Origin of the sequence: Streptomyces griseorubiginosus (assembly GCF_017614965.1) — a bacterium.
Lineage (GTDB): Bacteria > Actinomycetota > Actinomycetes > Streptomycetales > Streptomycetaceae > Streptomyces > Streptomyces griseorubiginosus_B.
In genome coordinates, this window is sequence record NZ_WVUG01000009.1 from 24,344 (window position 1) to 45,218 (window position 20,875).

Sequence of the window (20,875 nt, forward strand, 5' to 3'; positions counted from 1 at the left end):
GCGGACGGTCTCTTGGCCCGATGGTTACCTCAGGCGACTTACTGGGCCTTTCGCGCATCCGTCGCACGGCCGCCGCACCGTCCCTAGAGTGGTCACGAGTGTCGACCAGAGGAGCGTGCGGAGATGGAACAGGACCAGCGGATCCTGGCGAGGATCACGGAAATGGTCGAGGACGAGCGCAAGCTCCGTGAGTCCCTCGCGGCCGGCGAGATCGACAGCTCGACGGAACACCAGCGGCTCGCCCAGCTCGAGGTCGAGCTCGACCGGTGCTGGGACCTGCTGCGACAGCGGCGCGCCAAGGCGGAGTTCGGGGAGAACCCGGACGACGCGCAGGTGCGGCCGTCCTCGCAGGTGGAGGGCTACATCGAGTAGGGGAGCACGGGCGGCGGTCAGTCCACCAGGTCGAGTACCCGGCGCAGTGCGTCGGGGCGCTCGTGCGCCGGCAGATGATCGACGAAGTGCACCTGGCAGCCCAGGCCGGCGGCCCCGCCGTCGGCCTCCCGGTTGTCGCCGACCATCAGCGCCTCGTGCGGTTCGACCTCCAGCGCCTCGCAGGCGACCGCGAACAGCCGGGTGTCGGGTTTCTGGATGCCGTGCTCGTAGGACAGCACGTACGCGTCCACGAACCGGTCGAGGTTGTACGCGTCGAAGATCGGCCGCAGATCCCACCCGATGTTGCTGACCACGCCGATCCCCAGCCCGCGCTCGCACAGCGCGTACAGCACCTCGGCGGCATCGGGATACGGCGTCCAGGCCGCCGGCGTCATGTGCCGGTCGTACAGCGCGTCGTACAACGCCGGGTCGGGCAGCGGAACTTGGCGGGCGAGCCCGCTGTACGCGGCCCGGTGCGACTCGGCGCTCTCGTCCCGGACCCGCCACAGCTCGGCGAGTTCAGCGGGCAGCCGCTGCGGAGCCGCCCCGCCCGGCAACGCCCCCACCACCTCCAGCCCCTTCGCCGCCTGAGCCAACTCCGCCTCCGGCAGGGCGACTCCGACCTCGTCCAATGTGGCCCGCAGCCAGGATTCGGTGGACTCGATACGGAAGAGGGTGCCGGAGAAGTCGAACAGAACAGCAAGCATGAGTGGATCTTACGGGGCGATGTTCCAGCGAGCGGGAAGCTCCGCACCGCAGAAGACACACACGAAGTCGCCTTCCCGGACGATGCCGACCTCCGCACACGCCGGACACCGCCGGAACACCACCTCGTGCGTGAACCCGCCGGGATGCTCGATGCCCAGGGCGTCCAGGGCGGCGCGGACGGAGTGCCAGGAGTCGAGGTCCGGGCAGTAGCCCGTGGACTGGTTGCTGACGTCCTGGACCGCCCAGCCGCCCGGTCCCCGGGTCAGTCCCAGCTCACCCGCGGCGAGGACCCGTCCGCCTCCGGCGCAGGCCACATGCTCGCTGCGCCGTGGTGCCAGCCGCAGCAGACCGTCCAGTCCGATGACGTAGGTGAAGGGTTCCGCGGCCTCCTGCGCGCCGCGCTCGGCCATCCAGACGTCGAGGTCGGCGGACGTGCGGATCGCGCGTCCCGCGGCGCCCCCTCCCGCCTGCGGCCGCAGTTCTTCCGGCCCGATGTAGCCGTAGCCCCGCGTGCTCATGGAGCCCATCGCCGGTGTGCCAGGGCGGCCAGTGCCACCAGCAGTGCGCCCAGCAGCCAGCCTCCCAGTACGTCCGAAGGCCAGTGGACGCCCAGCCAGACGCGGGTCAGGCCGACGCCGGCCACCGAGACGACGGCAACCGTCAGGGCGGTACGCCACAGGGTGCGGCCCGTGCCGTGGCGGTGCAGGAGCCACAGGAGGAGGCCGCAGACGACCGTGGCCGTCATCGCGTGGCCCGAGGGGAAGGCCGCGTAGTGGGCCGAGTCGACGGGGTCCGGCCACACCGGGCGCGGGCGGTCGATCGCGGCCTTGAGGGACTGCTGCACCAGGGAACCCACCGCGACCGTGACCGCCAGCCACAGCGCCGTCCAGCGCGCCGAGCGGCGCCGGACCAGCCACACCACGACGACCGCGGTGACCAGGCGCATCGTCCACGGGTCCCAGACCCAGTCCGTGAGGACGCGGAAGGCGTGGGTGAGGCCGGGTTCGTCGACGGCCCAGCGGTGCGTGGTGCGGGCGATGCCGGCGTCGGCGTCGGTCAGGGGGCGCCATCTCCGCGCCACCGAGACGAGCAGGAGGGCCGAGGACAGGGCCAGGGTGAGCAGGAGTGCGGCGCGCGGGGTCACGCGTTGGGTTGGCGCGCGGGGTGGGGCATCGGCGGGCGGATGGTGCATAAGACGAACCTCGCCGCCGGATCGTGCCTGAAACCCGCTGCGGTGGTGCGGGCTCCGCCCCGCCGCTCACATGGTGATCAGCATCGCCACCATCGCGATCCCCATCGACAGCCGGCACGCCCGTGCGACCTCCGGCCGGTCACCCCATCCCACCGAGCCGCCCCCCGCGGCGGCCGGGACGAGTCGGACGCCGGAGAGCAGGACGTATCCCATGAAGTAGAGCAGCAGCACACCGGTCACCAGCGGCACTCCGGACGGTCCTCCATGGCCGGAGTGGTGCGCGGGCGAGGCCGCCATGACCAGTGCCATGTAGACCATGGCCGACGCGCCCACCAGATGGTGCAGATGGTGCGCGCTCGTCCGCGCCGCCCAGAGCGCGCGCAGCGCCGCGGCGCCGAACACGGCCGCGTAGACGGGCCAGGCCCACGGCGGCGGGCTGAACACCGCCGCCGGTACCGCCATCGCGGCCATGCCGAACCCCATCAGCGCCTCGCCGCCCGCGGCCCGGCGCTGCTCCTCGACGGTGCTGCGCATCCGCAGCAGACAGTAGGCCCCGGTCGCCGCACACAGCGCGACCAGCAGCCAGCCGGGCGAAGCCGGTCCGTGCACGCGCACCTCCCTGCTCGACGGTGTCGACAGTCCGTCGATGCCCGGACCGTCCGGCGCGCACGCGAGCGCAAGGATGTACACGGGGGGCATTCGAGGGAGCACGGTCGGTGAGCGGCGGCGCTGAAATGCGTTCACGGGTAAAACACCTGCTAATGTTATGTCACATGCCATCCGCGACCGCCTTCTCCACCCCACGCCCCCGCCGCCGCCTCCCCTTGGCTGGCGTCCTGCGTCTCGGCCGGCCTTCGGACATCTGGTTCAAGCCGGCCCTCAGCGTGATCGCATCGGTCGCTCCGCCCAACCTCACGCTCCTGGCCCTCGGCCGCCTCGACCTGGCGATGTACACCATGGCCGGGTCCCTGTGCGCCCTCTACGCCCACAACCGCCCCTACGCCGCCCGGGCCCGCGCCCTGGCCTGGGTCGTCCTCGGCATGGTCGGCGGCCTGGCCGTCGCCCTGGTCACCGCTTCCCTCACCACGAGTGCCGTCGTGCTCGTCACCGTCGGCGCGCTGCTGGCCGCCGTGCAGAAGGCGCTGTGCGACGCGACCCGGATCGGCCCGCCCGGCCATGTCGTACTGACCTTCATCAGCTCAGCCGCCCTCTTCGCCCCGCAGACCCTCGCCCGGGTCCCCGGCCATCTCGCCCTGGCCCTCGCGGCGGGCGTCTGGGCCTGGCTCGTCGGAATGGCGCCCGGACTGCCGCGCCCGCACGGTCCGGAACGCCGGGCCACCGCCCAGGCCCTGAACGCGGCCGCCGCCCATGCGGCCGCGGTCCACGCCACTGCCGCCCATGCGACCGCCGCGCACGCCGCGGGTGAGGCCGACCCCCGCGCCCGTGCCGTCGCGGCCGCCGCCGTCCAGGCCGCCTGGCAGACCCTCCTCGCCACCGGCGACACCCCCACCCGGCGAGCTCTGGAACGCCTTGTCGTCCGCGCGGAGGTCGCCCTCGCCGCCCCCGACGACACCGACCCGCGGCGACTGCGGGCGTGGGCCCGCGACCTGTGCGGCACCGGACCCGTCCCCGAACTCGACGACCAGCAGGCCGCCGACGAACTCCTCGGCGTGGAAGCCGAACTGGCCGTCCCCGCCCGCCCGTTGTGGGCGAGGCTCGGCGCGTTGGCCCCCATCGCCCTCCGTACCGCCCTCGGCTGCGCCCTCGCCGGTTACGTCTCCCTCGCCCTCGGCGTCGGCCGCCCCTACTGGGCGCTGGTCACCGCCGCCTCCCTCTACCAGGCCAACCTCGCCCTCACCTGGAGCCGGGGCATCCAGCGCGTCGTCGGAAACCTCCTCGGCGTGCTCCTCTTCGCGGCCGTGGCTCCGCTCGCCCACGCCGGTCAGGTCTTCCTGGTCCTGTTCTGCCTGGCCTTCAACTTCGGTGCCGAGGCCCTGATGAGCCGCAACTACTGGCTCGGCACCGTCTGTGTGACCCCGATGGCGCTGCTCATCACCGAGTTCGCCCACACCCAGCAGCCCGGGCGGCTGATCACCGAGCGGGTCGTGGACACGGTCGTCGGCGCGCTGGTCGGCTTCCTCGCCGGCGTCGCCGTCACCAACCGGCGCGCGGGCGACCGCGTCGAACACGCGCTGACCGCCGCCGAGCGCGCCCGGGAGCATGCCGCCCGGCTGCTCGCCGAGCCCGCGCCCGCACCCGCCGACCTGGAGGCCGCCCGCCGCGCTCTCGCCGCCGCGCTGGCCGAGCTGCGTGCCACGGCCGACGCCGCCGCCGGTGAGTGGTGGCAGCGCGCCCTGCCCCAGGAGCGGGTCGTGCGCGCCGAGCGGACCGGACACCGTACGCTCGCCGCGACGGTACGGCACCCGGGGCTGAACGGGACGACGAGCGCGGAGGGCATACGGCCATGACGGCACCGAACGGACGGCAGTCGGGCGCGGCCAGGGGCGACACTGTCTCCACGGTGGTCCGGCAGTGGCGGGCCGTCCACCCGGACCTGGACACCGGCCCGATGGAGGTGATCGGCCGGATCAACCGCTGTGCCGCCCTCCTCCAGCAGGCCGAGGACGCCCCCCTGCGCCGCGCGGGCCTCAGCCGCCCCGAATTCGACCTGCTGGGCGCCCTGCGCCGCACCGGCCATGAGCTGACCCCCGGCGAACTGGCCCGGGAGACCTTCTCGTCCGGCGCCGCCGTCACCAAGCGCCTCAAGCAGCTCACCGAGCGCGGCCTGGTCGAGCGCCGCGGTGACACCCGTGACCGCCGCGTCGCCCACGTCCGCCTCACGGATGCCGGGCGCGCCCTGGTCGACGGGCTCCTGCCGGAGCAACTCGCCTACGAGACCGCCGTGCTGTCCGTGCTCGCACCACAGGGACAGGGCGAACTCGCCGACCTTCTCGGGGAGTTGCTGGCCAGGCTGGAGGGAAGCCTCGGCGCGCTGCGCGCCTGAGCGGCGGCTTTCGGAACTTTCGGTGGCGGGACACCCGTTGACGTGATCGCCGTGCACTCCCTACGTTCGATCCGGTCGGTTCGAATCATCGACTGACGTACGAGATGTCGAACGAAAGAGGATTGCCGTGGCAGCCGAGACCCTCACGGTCGATCTGGGCACGGAGACGGGGCCCTTCCACGGCGGCGCGAGCGGCACGCTCTACGGCCTGTACGGCGACGGGGTGCCCAGCCGCGCGGTCGTCGAGGGCATGTACGTCCGCACGGTCGCCACCAAGGCCCAGGACGGCATCCAGCATCCCGGCGCCGACGCCCTGGAGATCCTTCCCTCCTTCGTCGCGGCCGGAGGCAAGGACGTGTACGTCTATGTCACCGACTTCCACCGCGGATTCCCCTACGAATGGCCGGGTGACACCGGCGAGGAGAAGCTCGCCACCCATCTGGAGATCCTCCGCCGCCAGGTCGAACAGGCCATGAGCCTGGGCGCGCTCAGGTCCCATCTGGTGTGGGTGCCGTTCAACGAGCCCGAGGGCAACATGTTCGGCACCGGCGAGTGGAGCTACGACCAGGTCTCCTGGCACACCGAGCCGGGCCCCTACTTCGACGCCTGGCAGCGGGCGTACCACCTCGTCAAGGGCATCGACCCCGAGGCACGGATCGCCGGTCCCAACACCTGCATCCTCTACCCGGAGGTGCGGGGCTTCCTCGAGTTCGCGCGCGACCACGACGTACTGCCCGACGTGATCACCTGGCACGAGCTGTCCTCGCCGGACGAGGTCCGCACGAACGTGGCCAAGTACCGGCAGATGGAGCGGGAGTTGGGCATCGGCCCGCTGCCCCTCAACCTCAACGAGTACGCGCACAACTACCACCTGTCCGTTCCCGGGCAGATGATCCAGTGGATCGCCGCGCTGGAGGAGTGCAAGGTCGACGCCGACATGGCGTACTGGAACATCGCCGGAAACCTCAACGACTCCGCGGTGGAGGCGAACAAGGGCAACGGGCAGTGGTGGCTGTTCAACGCCTACGGACAGCTGACCGGGAACACCGTCCAGGTCAGGGCGCCACATCCCAACGCGCAGTACACGCTGCAGGGCGTCGCCGCGCTCGACCGCGACAAGCGGCAGGCGCGGCTGCTGTTCGGCGGTGCGAGCGGCGCCGCGGAACTGGTCTTCGAGGGCGTCGACGCCGAGGTCTTCGGCAGCCGCGTCCATCTGCGGTTGCAGGAGATCCCCTGGACCGGCCAAGTCGGCTCCAGCGCACAGCCGTTGCGGCTGCGGGACGTCGAACTGCCCGTCGTGGACGGCCGGGTGCGGCTGCCCCTGACCGACCTGGACGAGATGTCCGCCTACCAGCTGACCCTCGCACCCGGCGGCCACGGAGCCACCCTCCTTCCCCCGTCGGCGGGTTGGCGGCGCACCTACGAGGCCGAGGACGCGGCCCACACGGGCGGCGGCCACTCGGTCAACGGTCCCGAGGGCTCCCCGTCCGACGTCGACAAGTTCGCCACCTCCGGCGGCTATCACGTCGGCGGCCTGCGCACCGGCTCCGACCTCGTCCTCGCCTTCGACGTCGAGGTCCCTCAGGACGGGACGTACGACCTCCGCGTGTTCGCCAACTCACACAACCTGGCCGACCTGGTGAGGGAACAGGGTCCCACCAACGTCTTCCTGCGCGTCGACGGTGAGCAGGCCCGCGAACTCCGGCTGCCGCTCGGCTACAAGTGGGCCGTCTGGGGCCACACCGACACCCGGATCGAGCTGACGGCCGGCCCCCACCGCATCACCCTCGCCGCCCAGGACCCCGACCTCGGCGTGACCAAGGGCGACGCGGTCGTCGACAAGCTGGATCTCACCCTGCGCGAAGACCGCCAACTGGACGTGTACGAAGCAGAGTTCGCGGCACTCGGTGGCGGGGCGCGGGTGAGTTACGACGAGCCGGGCGCCTCGGGCCCCGGTGCCGCCGTCCTCCCGCACAGCGGCACCGTGACCTTCTGGGTGCACGCCGAGGACGACGGCGAGGCGACGGTGACGGTCGGTCTGCTCGGCCCCGGAGAGGGCCTGCTCGCGGTGAACGGCGAGGACGTCGGTCCCGTGGCGCACGGCCCCGTCGCCCTCTTCCTGGCCGGCGGCATCAACAAGGTCACGGTGACCGGTACCTCGGAGCGCCTGGTCGTGGACCGGCTGCTGGTGGAGCCGTCGCGCGGCCTGCTGCCCAGCACGCGGGTCCCCGCTGCGGAAGGCACCCTGACCGGCACCGCGAAGGTGGCCGCGTACCCGTACGCGACGGGCGGGAAGGCGGTCGACGGCATCGGAGCGGGCGCCGCGAACGCCCTCACGCTCACCGTCACCGCCGACCGCCCCGGCCGCCACGCCCTCACGATCCGCTACTCCAACGGCGAGCAGGCACCGGCCACCCACTACAACCCGGACCCGGTCTGCCGTCACGCCGACATCTCGGTCAACGGAGCCGCCCCGCGGCGCGTCCTGTTCCCGACCACCTTCCACTTCGGCAACTTCTGGAACCTCTCCGTGCCCGTGACCCTGGACCGGGGGCCCAACACCGTCACCTTCACCGCCGACGAACTGCCCGACTTCGACGGCCGTACCAAGAACGCCCACGGTCAGCGCTCCGCCCACGCCCCGGTCGTCGACCGGATCACCGTGACACCGCTGGCCTGAGCGTGCCGGCGGCTCAGGCCTCCGCGTACACCCCGAACATCGCCCCCTGCGGATCCCGCAGCACTCCGATCCGCCGGACGTCCCCCAGGGACCTCGGCTCCATCAGAACGCTGCCGCCGGCCGCGGTCGCCGTGGCCGCGGCGCCGTCCACGTCGGCCACCGCGAAGTACGGCAGCCAGTGCGGCGGCACCTCGTGCGGGAACGTGTCGTCCATCGCCATCATGCCGCCGAAGTCGGCGCCGTCGACGCCCCACTGGGTGTAGTGCTCCGAGGCGTTGACGCTCCAGCCGAAGACCGTCGTGTAGAAGTTCACCGCCCGCTCCGGGGCCCGGGTCAGCAACTCGACCCAGCCCAGCGAGCCGGGCGCGTTGAACAGCCCGGCGCCCGGGAAGGACCGCGCCTGCCACATCTGGAAGACCGCGCCCGTCGGATCGATCGCCACCGTGAACCGGCCCACGTCGAACACGTCCATCGGCCCGAGCAGCACCGTCCCGCCCGCCGCCGTGACCTTGCCGGCCGACTCGTCCGCGTCGCGCACCGCGAAGGACACGTTCCAGGCGACGGGCTGCGACTCCTGGTACAGCGGGGACAGCGCGGCCACCGCCACGTCCCCGAGATGCGCTACCGAGTAGCCGCCCGCCTCCTGCCGCGGATCCGTCTCGGCACGCCAGCCGAACAACTCCGCGTAGAACCGCTTCGCGCCCTCCAGATCGCTGGTCCCCAGCTCGGTCCAGCAGGGGCCACCGGTCACCGGCTTGTCGAGCTTCATGGCGTTCCTCCGCAGTGGATCCACGTCCGGTCCTCTCCAGCACGCTAGTGCCGGGCCCGGTCCCCGGCCATCCGGACAAACCCCTCGCGCCCGGCGCCACCGCCGCCGTACGCTCAGCCCCGTACCGCACCGCATGGCGGCCTCCAGTCCACCACCCCTGCCCGGAGGTCCCGCATGTCCGCGCCCCTGGTGCGCCCCTTCCGCCGCGACGACCGAGACCAGCTCACCGAACTGATCAACGCGCATGTCGCCGCCGTCGTCCCCGGCGTCTCCGTCTCGGTGAACACCGTCCTCAGCGACCTGGAACGGCAGCCCGACGAGTTCATCACCGACCCCTGGGTCGCCGAACGCACGACACTCGTCGCCGAGCAGCGCCGGTACGTGGTCGCCGCCGCGCATCTGCTGCGCTACCGCGCCGACGCCGAGGTCGGCGAGACGTACCGGGACGCCGGTGAGATCGACTGGTTCGTGTACCGGCCGCCGGCGTCCTTCTGGCCGGACTCCGAAGCGGCCGCCGACCAGCTGATGGCCGCCTGCCTGGCCCAGCTCGCCCGCTGGAAGGTCCGCGTCCGCTACGCGGGCGGCGCACTGCCCGCTCCCGTCGTCTACGGCCTGCCCCGCACCTGGCCGCACATCCGCGCCCTGTACGAACGCTCCGGCTTCCGCAACACCGGGAACACCGAGGTGATCTTCATCGCGCGGGTCGCCGACCTGCCGGCGCCGGAACCGCGGGCCGACCTCCGCTTCGAGCGCACGCTGGGGGAGTGCGGCACCCGTTTCACGGCGTACGACGACACCGGAGGCGCCCTCGGCTTCATCGAGGTCGACACGTCCCTGGCCCGCCCGGAACGGCACACCCGAGCCCCGGGCCTCGCCGACATCGGCAACCTCCACATCGCCCCGGCGGCGAGGGGCGCGGCCCTGGAGCTCCAGCTCCTCGCCCAAGCCGCCGCCTGGCTCCGCCTCTGCGACGTCGACCGTCTCCTCGCCTACGAGCCGTCCGAGGACGAAGCGTCGATCGCCGTGCTCCTGGACGCCGGCTTCCGCGAACTGACCCGCACCGACCGCCAGTGGGAGCACCGACCGGGCTCCCGCGGCCCGGGTCCGGTTCAGAGCCCCGGGCGGTAGCGGATGGGATGGTCCGGTGGCACCTCCACCAGCACGATCCGCGTCCCGTCCGGGTCCCTGATCCACAGTTCGACCAGGCCCCACGGCTCCTTCACCGGGGGCCGGTCGATCTCGACGCCCTTGGCGCGCAGTTCCTCGTGGGCCGCGCCCGCGTCCTCGACCTGGAGCCACAGCCGTACCGCGGGGGAGCGCGCCGCATCCGAGCGGCCCGAGACTTCCAGGAAGCCGCCGCCGAGGAAGTAGACCGTGCCGCGATCCGGTCCCGTGCCGAACTCGCGGTAGACGGGGAGGCCCAGCTGCTCGCCGTAGAAGCGGCGGGAGCGCTCGGGATCGGCGGGCCGGAGAAGGACCCGGCTGCTGAGAACGTGCACCATGCGCCCCCAGGCTAGGGCGTTACCCTCGTCCTTGCCCGCGTCGCGCCGCAGACAGGAGAGCCGCCCCATGGACACCGCCACCGCCGGACTGACCTTCCGCGATGCCACGGACGCCGACGTGGACGCCCTGGTCGAGCTGATCGAGTCGGCCTACCGCGGTGACTCCAGCCGCGTCGGCTGGACGACGGAGGCGGACATCCTGGAGGGGCAGCGCACCGACCCGGAGGGCGTGCTCGCGGTCGTCAGGTCGCCGGACAGCCGACTGCTGACGGTCGAGCGGGACGGCAGGGTCATCGCCTGCTGCCAGCTCGAACACCGCGGCGACCACGCCTACTTCGGGATGTTCGCGGTCAGCCCGGCACTCCAGGGCGGCGGCCTCGGCAAGGTGATCATCGCCGAGGCGGAGCGCGCGGCCCGGGAGAGCTGGGGCGTGCGCGAGATGCACATGACCGTGATCTCCGTACGCGAGGACCTCATCGCCTGGTACGAGCGGCGCGGCTACCGCCGTACGGGACGGATGACGCCCTTCCCGTACGGCGACGAGCGCTTCGGCATTCCGCAGCGCGACGACCTGCAGTTCGAGCTGCTGGTCAAGGAACTGGTGTGACGCTCACGCGGTGAAGCGGGCCGTGCGCTTGATCTCCGGGTAGTCGGTGGTCGCGCCGTCCAGCTGCAGCGCCCGAACGAGCCGCAGGTGGTCCTGGGTGTTGACCACCCAGCCGATGACCCTCAGGTCCGCCTTGCGGGCCTGCTCGACGATCTCCAGCGTGAGCCGGCGGATGTTGAGGCAGACCGTTGCCGCGCCCACCTCCACCGCACGCTCGACGATGTCGGTGCCGAACCGGCTGCCGACCAGCGCGGTCCGTACGCCCGGCACCAGCCGGGCGATCTCGGCGACGGCCTCGTCGTGGAAGGAGGACACCTCGACGCGGGGGACCAGGTCCCGGTCCAGCATCACCTCGGCCAGTGCCCTGGCCGCCTGCACGTCCTTGATCTCGGCCTGCAGGGGAGCCTGCACGGCGTCCAGGACCTCCTCGAAGACGGGGACCCGTTCGCCGCGGCCCGCGTCCAGGGCGCGCAGCTCCTCGAGGGTCTTGTCGGCGATCGCGCCGGTGCCGTCGGTCGTGCGGTCCACGTCGCTGTCGTGCATGACGACGAGGGCGCCGTCCTTGCTCAGGTGGAGATCGAGTTCGATGACGTCGAGGCCCGCCTGCTGGGCGGCGACGAAGGAACGGAGGGTGTTCTCGGGTTCGACACCCATGACTCCGCGGTGACCGATGGTAAGGAAGTTCAAGGTTCAACTCGCTTCCGTCGACGGCGGCTCGGACCCGCGCGGACCGGAGCGGACGGTTCACGTGGGCAGAGCCGCAGCCTAACGGCCCGGCCTGCCGATGAACCCGCTCGTACACGGGGGATTGGGGTGACGTACGGGGCGGACCTGGCCGGTACGGGCGGGGCCGGTCACCCGGGCGTGGGCGAGTTGCGCGGGTATTGACCGGTGGCCGGTATCCGCCGGAGGCGCATGTATACCCCGCTCCACCGCATCCACGGCATCCGGCGGGAAAAATTTCTGTGACGATACAGGTGCGCAGGATAATTTCCCGAGGCTCCCCTTGCTGAGAGAAAGGCCATATGTATACGGTCTCCTTACGCAAGCTTCTCCCGTGGAGGATGGGACATGACGGAAATTCTTGTGCAGGCGGCTTCGGGGGAGCAGGTTCCTCCCGCGACCAGGGTGGTCGAGCACCCGGCGTGGCCGGTGCTCAAGGATGCCGTGGAGCAGATCCGGCCATGGCAGTCCAAGGACGGGTCGATCGACTTCGAGGCCGCGACGGCACCCGGACGGGCGGACGCCGAAGCCGCCGTCCGGCGTGTCGTGGCAGCGGTGGAGGAGCTCTCCCCGCTGCTGCCGCACGACGGCGCCTACCACGAGGCCCTGGTCAAGGACCTGCGCCGGTGGGCCGAGGGCGGCTTCGAGGTGCCGGACTTCCTGGACTCGCTACTGGCCTTCCAGCCCGCCGCGGGCCGCGCGGACGGCCTGCAGCACCTGGTCGTCTTCCCGATGTACACGCAGAACGGCAACCCGGACCGCAACCTGGAGGCGGTCGTGCTGCGCATGGTCTGGCCCGACTGGCTGGCCGAGCTGGAGCGCACCCGCTACGACAACCCGCTGTTCTGCGGCATCAAGTTCGAGGACTTCACGGCCGGGTACGACACCAACTCCGCCGTCCTCTTCCCGGAGACCATCGCCGTGCGCGAGGCGCCGGAACGGTTCTCCTGGGGTGGCATCTTCTGCGACCGCGAGGCCGCCCGCTTCCGCCGCGTCACCGACGCCGCCGTCGACATCCTGGGCCTGGAGCTGCCCGAGGACATCGCGGCGATGGTCCACGACCAGAAGCGCTGCGAGGAGGCCTTCGTCCTGTGGGACATGGTCCACGACCGCACCCACAGCCACGGCGACCTGCCCTTCGACCCGTTCATGATCAAGCAGCGGCAGCCGTTCTGGATGTACGGCCTGGAGGAGCTGCGCTGCGACCTCACCGCCTTCAAGGAGGCCGTGAAGCTCGAGGCCGACGGCGTCCCGCAGGCCCGTGACGTGCAGTACGCGGTCCTGTTCGACCGCATGTTCCGCTTCCCGGTCACCGGTGAGCGCGTACGCAACTACGACGGCCTCGGCGGCCAGCTGCTCTTCGCCTACCTGCACAAGCACGACGTCGTCCGGTGGACCGACAACAAGCTCCACATCGACTGGCAGCGCGCCCCGCAGGTGACGAACGGGCTGTGCGCCGAGATCGAGAAGCTCTACCGCGACGGCATCGACCGCCCCAAGCTCGTCCACTGGTTCGCCGGGTACGAGCTGGTCTCCACCTACCTCGCCCCGCACCCCGGCTCCAAGTGGGCCAAGGGTCCCGACGCCCTCGACCTGAGCCAGCCGCCGCGGAAACTCGTCGATGACGTGCTTCCGGACGAGTTTCCGCTGAGCATGTTCTATGAGGCCCTCTCCAAGAAGCTCAAGAACGTGATCGCCTCCACCAAGGGCATCACCGCGGAGAGCGCCGAGCGAGTCGCCGCGTGAGCGGCGCCGTCGCGCGCAAGCCCGGGAACACTGCTCAGGAGGCGAAGAACATGGCGGGGAACGGAGCTCTCAGCGGTGCGGTGATCGCGGTCGCGGGTGCGGGCGGGCCCGCGGGCCGGGCCACCCTGATGCGGCTGGCCGAGTCCGGGGCGACCGTCGTCGCCGCGGACAACGACCCCGAGCGGCTCGCCGAGGCCGTCGACGCGGCCCGGTACGCCTCGGGAGGCGCCACCGTCACCGGGGAACCCGTCGACCTGCTGGACCTGGAGTCCACCCGCGACTGGGCCACCCACATCGAGAAGGACTTCGGCCGAGTCGACGGCCTGGTCCACCTCGTCGGCGGCTGGCGCGGCAGTGAGGCCTTCATCAAGACGAGCCTGGACGACTGGGACTTCCTGGAGCTGCTGCTCATCCGCACCGTGCAGCACACCTCCCTGGCCTTCTCCGAGGCCCTCCAGCGCAGCGACCGCGGCCGGTACGTCCTGATCAGCGCGGCCGGCGCCTCCAAGCCGACCGCCGGGAACGCCGCGTACGCGGCCGCCAAGGCCGCGGCCGAGGCGTGGACGCTCGCCATGGCGGACTACTTCCGCAAGGCCGGGGGCCCCGACGGGCCGACCTCCGCGGCTGCGATCCTGGTCGTCAAGGCGTTGGTGCACGAGGCGATGCGCGCCGAGCGCCCCAACGCGAAGTTCGCGGGCTTCACCGATGTCAAGGACCTGGCGGAGGCCATCGCCGACGTCTGGAGCAAGCCCGCCGCCGAAGTGAACGGAAAGCGTCTGTGGCTGACCGAGAAGCCGTGAACCCCCCCAAGACCGACGCCCGCCGCCATCACGACCCGGACGTCCGCGGCTTCGCCAGCGACAACTACGCGGGGGCGCATCCCGAGGTGCTCGCCGCGCTGGCCGTGGCCAACGGCGGGCACCAGGTCGCGTACGGCGAGGACGCGTACACGGACAACCTGCAGCGGATCATCCGCAGCCACTTCGGCGCCACGGCGGAGGCGTTCCCGGTCTTCAACGGCACCGGCGCCAACGTGGTCGCGCTGCAGGCGGTCACCGACCGCTGGGGAGCGGTGATCTGCGCCGAGAGCGCGCACATCCACGTCGACGAGGGCGGCGCGCCGGAGCGCATGGGCGGTCTGAAGCTGCTCACCGTCCCCACCCCGGACGGCAAGCTCACCCCCGAGCTGATCGACCGGCAGGCGTACGGCTGGGACGACGAGCACCGTGCCATGCCGCAGGTGGTGTCCATCACGCAGAGCACGGAGCTCGGCACCCTCTACACACCGGACGAGATCCGCGCGATCTGCGAGCACGCCCACGCTCACGGCATGAAGGTGCACCTGGACGGCTCCCGCATAGCCAACGCGGCCGCATCCCTCGACGTGCCCATGCGGGCGTTCACCAACGCGGTCGGCGTCGACATCCTCTCCCTCGGCGGCACGAAGAACGGCGCGCTGTTCGGCGAGGCGGTCGTGGTGATCAACCAGGACGCCGTGAGCCACATGAAGCACCTGCGCAAGCTGTCCATGCAGCTCGCCTCCAAGATGCGTTTCGTGTCGGTGCAGCTGGAGGCACTGCTCGCCAAGGACCTCTGGCTGCGCAACGCCCGGCACGCCAACGAGATGGCCCAGCGGCTGGCCGAGGGCGTGCGCGCGGTGCACGGCGTGGAGATCCTCCACCCGGTGCAGGCCAACGGCGTCTTCGCCAAGCTGCCGCACGACGTCAGCGAGCGGCTGCAGCAGCGGTTCCGGTTCTACTTCTGGGACGAGGCGGCCGGCGTCGTGCGCTGGATGTGTGCGTTCGACACGACCGAGGAGGACGTGGACGCGTTCCTGGCGGCGCTGAAGGAGGAGATGGCCCGATAAGGGCCGCAGGCAAGACCCCTTGCTGCATAGATATACGGTCATCTGGAAATTCATTGACGCTCGGGTGGCCGTATTCCTATGCTCTGCGGGCATGGAGCTGATCCAGAACACCCCCGACCTGTCCGCTTACCTGGCCGCCGACGAGGTCATCGACCATCACCACCCCCTGGTCCGGAAGACGGCCGCGCGTCTCGCTCGGGACGCGGCAGACTCGTATGCCTATGCACGGCTCGCCTTCGAGTTCGTCCGTGACGCGATCCCCCACTCGCAGGACTCCGGCGATACGCGGGTCACCTGGCGCGCCTCCGACGTCCTGCAGCAGGGCACCGGTATCTGCTACGCCAAGGCGCACGCCCTCGCTGCCCTGTTGCGGGCCGAGGACATCCCGACCGCGTTCTGCTACCAGAAGTTCGACGTGGTGCACGGTCTGGTCGCCGTCCGCTTCAACGGCGCCTGGCACCGGCAGGACCCGCGCGGCAACAAACCGGGGGTGGATGCCCGGTTCTCCCTGGACGGCGAGCGGCTGGCCTTCACACCCGACCCTGACTCCAATGAGCTGGACTACCCGGTGTTGTACGCCGAACCTCATCCGGCCGTGCTGAAAGTCCTCCGGGCCGCGCCCGACCGGCCGTCCCTCTGGAAGACCCTCCCCACCGCACTCTGAGGCAAGGCGCCGAGGAGGTGCGTGCTCTCGCGCCCGGTTTCACCCATGTCGCGATCGAGGCGCACGGTCTGGTCAACGGGCCCAGCACCGAGGCCTGTTCGGAGCTGCTCGACGACGCGGTCCGCCGTCGCGCCGCACGTCTGGACGGCCGCGCCCCGCAGCAGGACCCGCACATGGCGGCCCGGCGCGAGGTCTGCACGGCGTTCGGCTCCAAGCCGTCGCGCACCCGCAACTCCGCGGAGGCGCTGGCCAAGCGGGCGCCGTCCTCCGGGCGGCATGACGCTCGTCCGGGCCGCCGGCGACGAGGACTTCGCGACCGTCGCGCGAGGCGAGGAGGTCATCGAGCCCCCCGACGCGGGCGAGGTGGTCTGGCGTGACGAGGAGGGTGTCACCTGCCGCCGCTGGAACTGGCGCCAGGGAACGCGCACCCGCCTCACCGAGATCCGGTCCGGGCGCGCGGATCGACGGACGGGCCGCGGAGCCCGCTAGCTGAGGGTCAGTACGCCCGGCGGAACAGGGCGGTCCAGAGGAAGGGTTCGCCGAAGTACGGGGAGTCGGCCGGCTCGTCGCGCATCCGCCGTATCTCGACCTCCGTCATCCCACCGAACAGCCCGCGCAACGCCTCGGGGGTGTACGCCAGTCCGCCCTCGAGCCGGCCGCGTTGGTAGAACGCCGCGTCCGGCAGTTCGGACCCCATGGCACCGGCGGCGAAACAGGTGAGCCCGAACAGACCGCCGGGGGCGAGGAGTTGATCGAGCAGCGCCAGGTAGCTGATCCGGCGATGCGGCGGCAGGTGGTGGAAGCACCCCGAGTCGTAGACCAGGTCGTACGGCCCCCGCAACCGGGTCCCGGCCAGGGCGAAGGCGTCTCCCACAAGAAAGCGGACCCCGGCACCCGCCCCGCCGGCCCGCTCCCCGGCCCACGCGACGGCCTCGGACGACAGGTCGACGCCATCGACCTCGAAACCCTGGGAGGCGAGGTACAGCGCGTTGCGACCGGGGCCGCATCCCAGGTCGAGGGCGCGTCCGGGGGTGAGCAGTCCGGCCTCGACGTGGGAGACCAGGTTCTCGTCGGGCTTCGCGGCGAAGAACGGAATGCGGCGTGAGCGGTCCGCGTAGAAGTCGTCCCACCACGAGCCGGCGTCCGGCGTCCATCGGTCGCCTCCGGCGGCGAACAGGCCGTCCAGAAGCTGGAGTACGTCCTCGACTGTGCGTATGTGTCGGTCCATCGGATCCCCTTCCCGAAGCGGGGATCCTAAGTCCGTAGGAGGGGAAAGCCCAGGTCAGGCGGCGGCCGCGGAGGGCGTGTACGGCCGTGTGCCCGACTGCCGGGCAGACGCGGGAAGCCTCGGGCCGGGCCCCGGCCAAACTCCGTCCCCGGCGGCGTCAGGTGTACTCAAGGGGCCGTTGTCGCCGAGGCGTGGGTGGGTTTTCCGGCGGGCCCTCAGTGGGCCTCCGCCGCCCGTACTTCCTCCGGGGTCGGTGCCGTGCCGCCCAGGTGGGCCGGCATCCACCACGTGTCGTTCGCGTCCTTCGGGCGGACCGGGTAGGCGCGCTGGGCGGCCTCCAGCAGTTCCTGGACGCGCTCGCGGAGTTGCCGGGTGATCGCGCCCGCGTACTTGTCCTTGGAGGCCTCGATGGCCTCGCCGACACGGATCGTGATCGGCGTGTGGCTGCGCCTGAAGTTGCGCGGGTGGCCCTTGGTCCACAGCCGCTGGGTGCCCCAGACCGCCATCGGGACCAGCGGGACGCCCGCCTCCTGCGCCAGGCGCGCGGCACCGGACTTGAAGGACTTCAGCGTGAACGACTGCGAGATGGTGGCCTCGGGGAACACCCCGACGACCTCACCGGACTTGAGGGAGTCCAGCGCGTGCGCGTACGCCGCGTCGCCCTGCTCGCGGTCCACCGGGATGTGCTTCATGCCCCGCATCAGCGGCCCGGAGATCCGGTGCCGGAAGACGGACTCCTTGGCCATGAAGCGCACGAGACGCTTCTGCGGAAGCGCCGCGAGGCCGTCGAAGATGAAGTCCAGGTAGCTGATGTGATTGCTCACCAGCACGGCACCGCCCGAGCGCGGAATGTTCTCCGATCCCTTGCAGTCGATCTTCAGGTCCCACGCCTTGAACAGTGTCAGTGCGAGACCGATGACGGGACGGTAGACAAGCTCTGCCATGGACGGGGTGGACCCTTCCTTCTCAGCCTGGGAAGGACGCTCCCGGCGGGAAAGTTACGCAGCCGTAGGTTTACGGCATCTCGCAGATCGTGCCCGAAGAACGGCCGGGGAGCCAGTCCAAGTTCCGGACAGCAGCGGAGATCCTCGTCACGTCGCCCGGTGATCCACCTCGTGCTTTTACGCCGCCTTTACTCCGCGCGCACCCCGACCCGACGCACCAGCAGGTACATCTCGCAGCCCAGGCAGTACCCGAACGCCGCGTTCAGGAAGGCCGCCGCGAGCGCCGCCCCGGTCGCGGCCAGCCCCAGCCAGTCCGGACCCAGCGCGAAGCCCACGAGCCCCACACCCGCGAAGACGAGCCCCACCGCCTGCGCGAACCGCGGCGGCTCCGGCGACTCGAACTCGGTCGGCGGCCCGATCCGGGGCCGTACGACCGTGCGGAACAGCCAGCCGTACGGCGACCGGCCCACCCCGCCCGCGGCGCCCAGCGCGAACGCCAGCGTCTGCCAGGCCAGTAGCCAGACATTCCCGGTGATCAGCACAATGGCCAGTACCAGGGTCGTCAGGGCCGCCCCGAAGCGAGGGCCCCTCACATCGATGTCCATGAATCAAGCATTCCGCATGGGACACGATTCCTGGGGCCGGGAATCTTTGCAGTCTCGTGAACGCTGGAGCAGTCGATGGCCGGACTCGTGGTGTGCGTGGTGGTGCTCGTGGTGGCGGGCGCCTATGGAGTGCTGCATCGGCAGCGGAGCGGGAGAGTACGCGTGCGTGGGCGCGACGACGGAAAGCGGCTCGGCGTGGCCGAGTTGGGCGAGGAACTGGGTGAGCGGGCCACCCTCGTGCAGTTCTCCAGCGCCTTCTGCGCCCCCTGCCGGGCGACCCGGCGCGTCCTGGGCGAGGTCGCCGGCATGGTGCCGGGCGTGACCCATGTGGAGATCGACGCCGAGGACCACCTGGACCTCGTACGCGAACTCGACATCCTCAAGACGCCGACCGTGCTCGTCCTGGACGCCGACGGCCGGGTGGTGCGGCGGGCGACCGGGCAGCCGCGCAAGGCGGACGTCATCGCGGCACTGGGGGAGGCGGTTTGACGGCTGTGATGCGGACGGTGAGGCATCTCCCATATGCCGGAACGTACTTGACTGGGCGCACCACCTATCGTCAGCCTGACCCCATGCCGACCGAACTCCTTCTGTACGGGCGGGTCCACGTCGACCTCGTCCGCAACGCGAGCGCGCGCTGTCCGGGCTGTTGAGCAGCCACGACCCCGCTCGCCCCCTCTCGCAGAAGGACAACTCCATGACGGCCACGTCCGGCCTCGGTACCCCTCAGCTCGCCTCGCCCGACCTGCTGCGCTCCGTCTTCCGCCGGCACGCGGCGGGAGTCGCCGTGATCACCGCGCGTGGCGACGCCGGCCCGGTCGGCTTCACCGCCACCTCCCTCGCCTCCGTCTCCGCCGAACCCCCGATGCTCTCCTTCGGCATCAGCCTGGGCGCCTCCTCCTGGCCCGCGATAGCCACGACCGACCACATCGGCGTCCACATCCTCGGCGACCACCAGCAGGAGCTGGCCGCCACCTTCGCGAAGAGCGGCGCCGACCGCTTCGGGGCGCCCACCGCCTGGCGCGAGGGGCCCGAGGGCGTCCCCGTCCTCGATGACGTCCTGGCCTGGCTGGTGTGCCGGATCGTCGCGCGCGTGCCCGCGGGTGATCACCGCATCGTCCTGGCCGAGGTCACCCTCGGCGACCCCACCGGCCCCGGCCGCCCGCTCCTCTATCACCAGGGGCGCTTCAACGGCCTGCGGGACTGATCCGGCGCCGGCTCCCTCTGCGAAGCGGTCGAGTTCCGATTACGCTGCGTTGCACAGGTCACAGTTCAAAGCGCTTGCTTAGCGGGAACGAACTCGGTGTACTGGCGAGTAATATTTCGCTCGGAGCGCGGGGTCGCCCCGATCGGGATCGGCCGCTTGAGGCGCCTATGCTGCCTGAAAGAGGCAGCACCGAAATGACGATGCAGTAGGAGAGCCGGCGTGAGCTTGAGGATCGTTGTCACTGTGAAGTACGTGCCCGACGCCACTGGCGACCGGCACTTCGCCGATGACCTGACCGTCGACCGGGACGACGTGGACGGTCTGCTCTCCGAGCTGGACGAGTACGCGGTCGAGCAGGCGCTGCAGATTGCCGAGAACTCCGATGACGACGTGGAGGTCACGGTCCTGACCGTCGGTCCGGAGGACGCCAAGGACGCGCTGCGCAAGGCGCTGTCGATGGGCGCGGACAAGGCGATCCACGTCGAGGACGACGACCTGCACGGCACGGACGCGATCGGCACCTCGCTGGTGCTGGCGAAGGCGATCGAGAAGGCCGGCTTCGACCTGGTGGTCTCCGGTATGGCCTCCACCGACGGCACGATGGGGGTTGTGCCGGCGCTGGTCGCGGAGCGGCTGGGGGTGCCGCAGGTGACGCTGCTGTCGGAGGTGAGCGTGGCGGACGGGACCGTCAAGGGCCGCCGTGACGGCGATGCCGCGTCCGAGCAGTTGGAGGCGTCGCTGCCGGCGGTGGTGTCGGTGACCGACCAGTCGGGTGAGGCGCGTTACCCGTCCTTCAAGGGCATCATGGCGGCGAAGAAGAAGCCGGTGGAGTCCTGGGACCTGTCGGACCTGGAGATCGACGCGGACGCGGTCGGTCTGGGCGGGGCGTACACGGTCGTGGACGGTGCCGCGGCGCGTCCGGCCCGCACCGCCGGGACGATCGTCAAGGACGAGGGCGAGGGCGGCAAGCAGCTCGCTGAGTTCCTCGCGAGCCAGAAGTTCATCTGAGGGCCTCGCGCCTCATCTCCCTCACCGCCCCTTAAGCCTTCGCAATTCG

General features: G+C 71.1%; 23 protein-coding genes and 1 pseudogene. 14 read left to right on the forward strand and 10 right to left on the reverse strand.

The annotated features are described in order from the left end of the window. Nucleotides 1-123: 123 nt before the first annotated feature. Nucleotides 124-372, forward strand: a complete 249-nt coding sequence (locus tag GRC12_RS03130) for a DUF2630 family protein (RefSeq protein WP_133046825.1) — start codon at nt 124-126, stop codon at nt 370-372. A 17-nt stretch (nt 373-389) separates the two neighbouring features. On the opposite strand, the gene GRC12_RS03135 is transcribed toward GRC12_RS03130, so the two are convergent. The 4 genes from GRC12_RS03135 to GRC12_RS03150 all read right to left on the reverse strand — a co-directional run bounded on the left by GRC12_RS03135 (nt 390) and on the right by GRC12_RS03150 (nt 2,881). After that, complete coding sequence (locus GRC12_RS03135; protein ID WP_208777122.1) at nt 390-1,079, reverse strand: HAD family hydrolase; 690 nt, start codon at nt 1,077-1,079, stop codon at nt 390-392. 9 nt (nt 1,080-1,088) lie between these two features. Next, on the reverse strand, nt 1,089-1,598 hold the full coding sequence (locus GRC12_RS03140; protein ID WP_244371960.1) for a hypothetical protein: 510 nt from the start codon (nt 1,596-1,598) through the stop codon (nt 1,089-1,091). After that, the gene (locus tag GRC12_RS03145; protein WP_208777129.1) at nt 1,595-2,272 is read right to left on the reverse strand and encodes a phosphatase PAP2 family protein; all 678 of its coding nucleotides are present in this window, start codon (nt 2,270-2,272) and stop codon (nt 1,595-1,597) included. Before GRC12_RS03145 ends, GRC12_RS03140 begins: the two co-directional genes overlap by 4 nt. A 66-nt stretch (nt 2,273-2,338) precedes the next feature. Continuing rightward, nucleotides 2,339-2,881 (reverse strand): DUF5134 domain-containing protein, encoded by a 543-nt coding sequence (locus GRC12_RS03150; protein ID WP_208777204.1) that lies wholly within the window; start codon nt 2,879-2,881, stop codon nt 2,339-2,341. A 164-nt stretch (nt 2,882-3,045) separates the two neighbouring features. Between GRC12_RS03150 and GRC12_RS03155 the strand changes: the two genes are divergently transcribed. The 3 genes from GRC12_RS03155 (at nt 3,046) to GRC12_RS03165 (ending at nt 7,956) form a co-directional block, all read left to right on the forward strand. Then, the gene (locus tag GRC12_RS03155) at nt 3,046-4,740 is read left to right on the forward strand and encodes an FUSC family protein (RefSeq protein WP_244371961.1); all 1,695 of its coding nucleotides are present in this window, start codon (nt 3,046-3,048) and stop codon (nt 4,738-4,740) included. After that, nucleotides 4,737-5,276, forward strand: a complete 540-nt coding sequence (locus GRC12_RS03160; protein WP_208777133.1) for a MarR family winged helix-turn-helix transcriptional regulator — start codon at nt 4,737-4,739, stop codon at nt 5,274-5,276. Before GRC12_RS03155 ends, GRC12_RS03160 begins: the two co-directional genes overlap by 4 nt. 121 nt (nt 5,277-5,397) lie before the next feature. Further along, nucleotides 5,398-7,956: a cellulosome protein gene (locus GRC12_RS03165; RefSeq protein ID WP_208777205.1), complete on the forward strand. Its 2,559-nt coding sequence runs from the start codon at nt 5,398-5,400 to the stop codon at nt 7,954-7,956. 13 nt (nt 7,957-7,969) lie between these two features. Here GRC12_RS03165 and GRC12_RS03170 read toward each other — a convergent pair whose 3' ends face one another. After that, complete coding sequence (locus tag GRC12_RS03170) at nt 7,970-8,725, reverse strand: VOC family protein (RefSeq protein WP_208777135.1); 756 nt, start codon at nt 8,723-8,725, stop codon at nt 7,970-7,972. 174 nt (nt 8,726-8,899) lie between these two features. On the opposite strand from GRC12_RS03170, the gene GRC12_RS03175 reads away from it, so the two are divergent. After that, nucleotides 8,900-9,853 carry an N-acetyltransferase gene (locus tag GRC12_RS03175; protein ID WP_208777138.1) on the forward strand — a complete coding sequence of 318 codons (954 nt, stop codon included), beginning with the start codon at nt 8,900-8,902 and terminating at the stop codon, nt 9,851-9,853. Here the strand turns inward: GRC12_RS03175 and GRC12_RS03180 are convergent. Then, the gene (locus GRC12_RS03180; RefSeq protein ID WP_208777142.1) at nt 9,835-10,227 is read right to left on the reverse strand and encodes a VOC family protein; all 393 of its coding nucleotides are present in this window, start codon (nt 10,225-10,227) and stop codon (nt 9,835-9,837) included. The genes GRC12_RS03175 and GRC12_RS03180 overlap by 19 nt on opposite strands. Nucleotides 10,228-10,294: 67 nt before the next feature. Between GRC12_RS03180 and GRC12_RS03185 the strand changes: the two genes are divergently transcribed. Then, nucleotides 10,295-10,834, forward strand: a complete 540-nt coding sequence (locus tag GRC12_RS03185; protein ID WP_244371962.1) for a GNAT family N-acetyltransferase — start codon at nt 10,295-10,297, stop codon at nt 10,832-10,834. Nucleotides 10,835-10,837: 3 nt separating this feature from the next. Here GRC12_RS03185 and GRC12_RS03190 read toward each other — a convergent pair whose 3' ends face one another. Next, the gene (locus tag GRC12_RS03190) at nt 10,838-11,521 is read right to left on the reverse strand and encodes a glycerophosphodiester phosphodiesterase (RefSeq protein WP_208777145.1); all 684 of its coding nucleotides are present in this window, start codon (nt 11,519-11,521) and stop codon (nt 10,838-10,840) included. Between the two features lie 384 nt (nt 11,522-11,905). Between GRC12_RS03190 and GRC12_RS03195 the strand changes: the two genes are divergently transcribed. From GRC12_RS03195 to GRC12_RS03215, 5 genes and pseudogenes are all read left to right on the forward strand, one after another. Beyond that, nucleotides 11,906-13,303 (forward strand): DUF6421 family protein, encoded by a 1,398-nt coding sequence (locus GRC12_RS03195; protein WP_208777147.1) that lies wholly within the window; start codon nt 11,906-11,908, stop codon nt 13,301-13,303. 50 nt (nt 13,304-13,353) lie between these two features. After that, on the forward strand, nt 13,354-14,103 hold the full coding sequence (locus GRC12_RS03200; RefSeq protein ID WP_208777150.1) for an SDR family oxidoreductase: 750 nt from the start codon (nt 13,354-13,356) through the stop codon (nt 14,101-14,103). Further along, the gene (locus tag GRC12_RS03205; RefSeq protein WP_208777152.1) at nt 14,100-15,170 is read left to right on the forward strand and encodes a threonine aldolase family protein; all 1,071 of its coding nucleotides are present in this window, start codon (nt 14,100-14,102) and stop codon (nt 15,168-15,170) included. Before GRC12_RS03200 ends, GRC12_RS03205 begins: the two co-directional genes overlap by 4 nt. Nucleotides 15,171-15,261: 91 nt before the next feature. Then, complete coding sequence (locus GRC12_RS03210; RefSeq protein ID WP_208777154.1) at nt 15,262-15,834, forward strand: transglutaminase domain-containing protein; 573 nt, start codon at nt 15,262-15,264, stop codon at nt 15,832-15,834. After that, nucleotides 15,831-16,275: pseudogene (locus GRC12_RS03215) on the forward strand (B3/B4 domain-containing protein); the annotation flags it as partial. The gene GRC12_RS03210 and the pseudogene GRC12_RS03215, both read left to right, overlap by 4 nt. A 55-nt stretch (nt 16,276-16,330) precedes the next feature. Here the strand turns inward: GRC12_RS03215 and GRC12_RS03220 are convergent. From GRC12_RS03220 to GRC12_RS03230, 3 genes are all read right to left on the reverse strand, one after another. After that, nucleotides 16,331-17,062 (reverse strand): class I SAM-dependent methyltransferase, encoded by a 732-nt coding sequence (locus GRC12_RS03220; RefSeq protein ID WP_208777158.1) that lies wholly within the window; start codon nt 17,060-17,062, stop codon nt 16,331-16,333. A 215-nt stretch (nt 17,063-17,277) separates the two neighbouring features. Then, entirely contained in the window at nt 17,278-18,006 is a 729-nt protein-coding gene (locus GRC12_RS03225) for a lysophospholipid acyltransferase family protein (protein ID WP_208777160.1), read from the reverse strand. Nucleotides 18,007-18,194: 188 nt separating this feature from the next. Then, the gene (locus GRC12_RS03230) at nt 18,195-18,611 is read right to left on the reverse strand and encodes a DUF4395 domain-containing protein (protein ID WP_208777162.1); all 417 of its coding nucleotides are present in this window, start codon (nt 18,609-18,611) and stop codon (nt 18,195-18,197) included. 75 nt (nt 18,612-18,686) lie between these two features. Between GRC12_RS03230 and GRC12_RS03235 the strand changes: the two genes are divergently transcribed. The 3 genes from GRC12_RS03235 to GRC12_RS03245 all read left to right on the forward strand — a co-directional run bounded on the left by GRC12_RS03235 (nt 18,687) and on the right by GRC12_RS03245 (nt 20,826). Next, nucleotides 18,687-19,100, forward strand: a complete 414-nt coding sequence (locus GRC12_RS03235; protein WP_208777164.1) for a TlpA family protein disulfide reductase — start codon at nt 18,687-18,689, stop codon at nt 19,098-19,100. Nucleotides 19,101-19,308: 208 nt separating this feature from the next. After that, entirely contained in the window at nt 19,309-19,818 is a 510-nt protein-coding gene (locus GRC12_RS03240; RefSeq protein WP_208777166.1) for a flavin reductase family protein, read from the forward strand. A 219-nt stretch (nt 19,819-20,037) separates the two neighbouring features. Continuing rightward, nucleotides 20,038-20,826, forward strand: coding sequence for an electron transfer flavoprotein subunit beta/FixA family protein (locus GRC12_RS03245; protein ID WP_208777168.1), 789 nt, complete (start codon nt 20,038-20,040; stop codon nt 20,824-20,826). Nucleotides 20,827-20,875 lie beyond the last annotated feature (49 nt).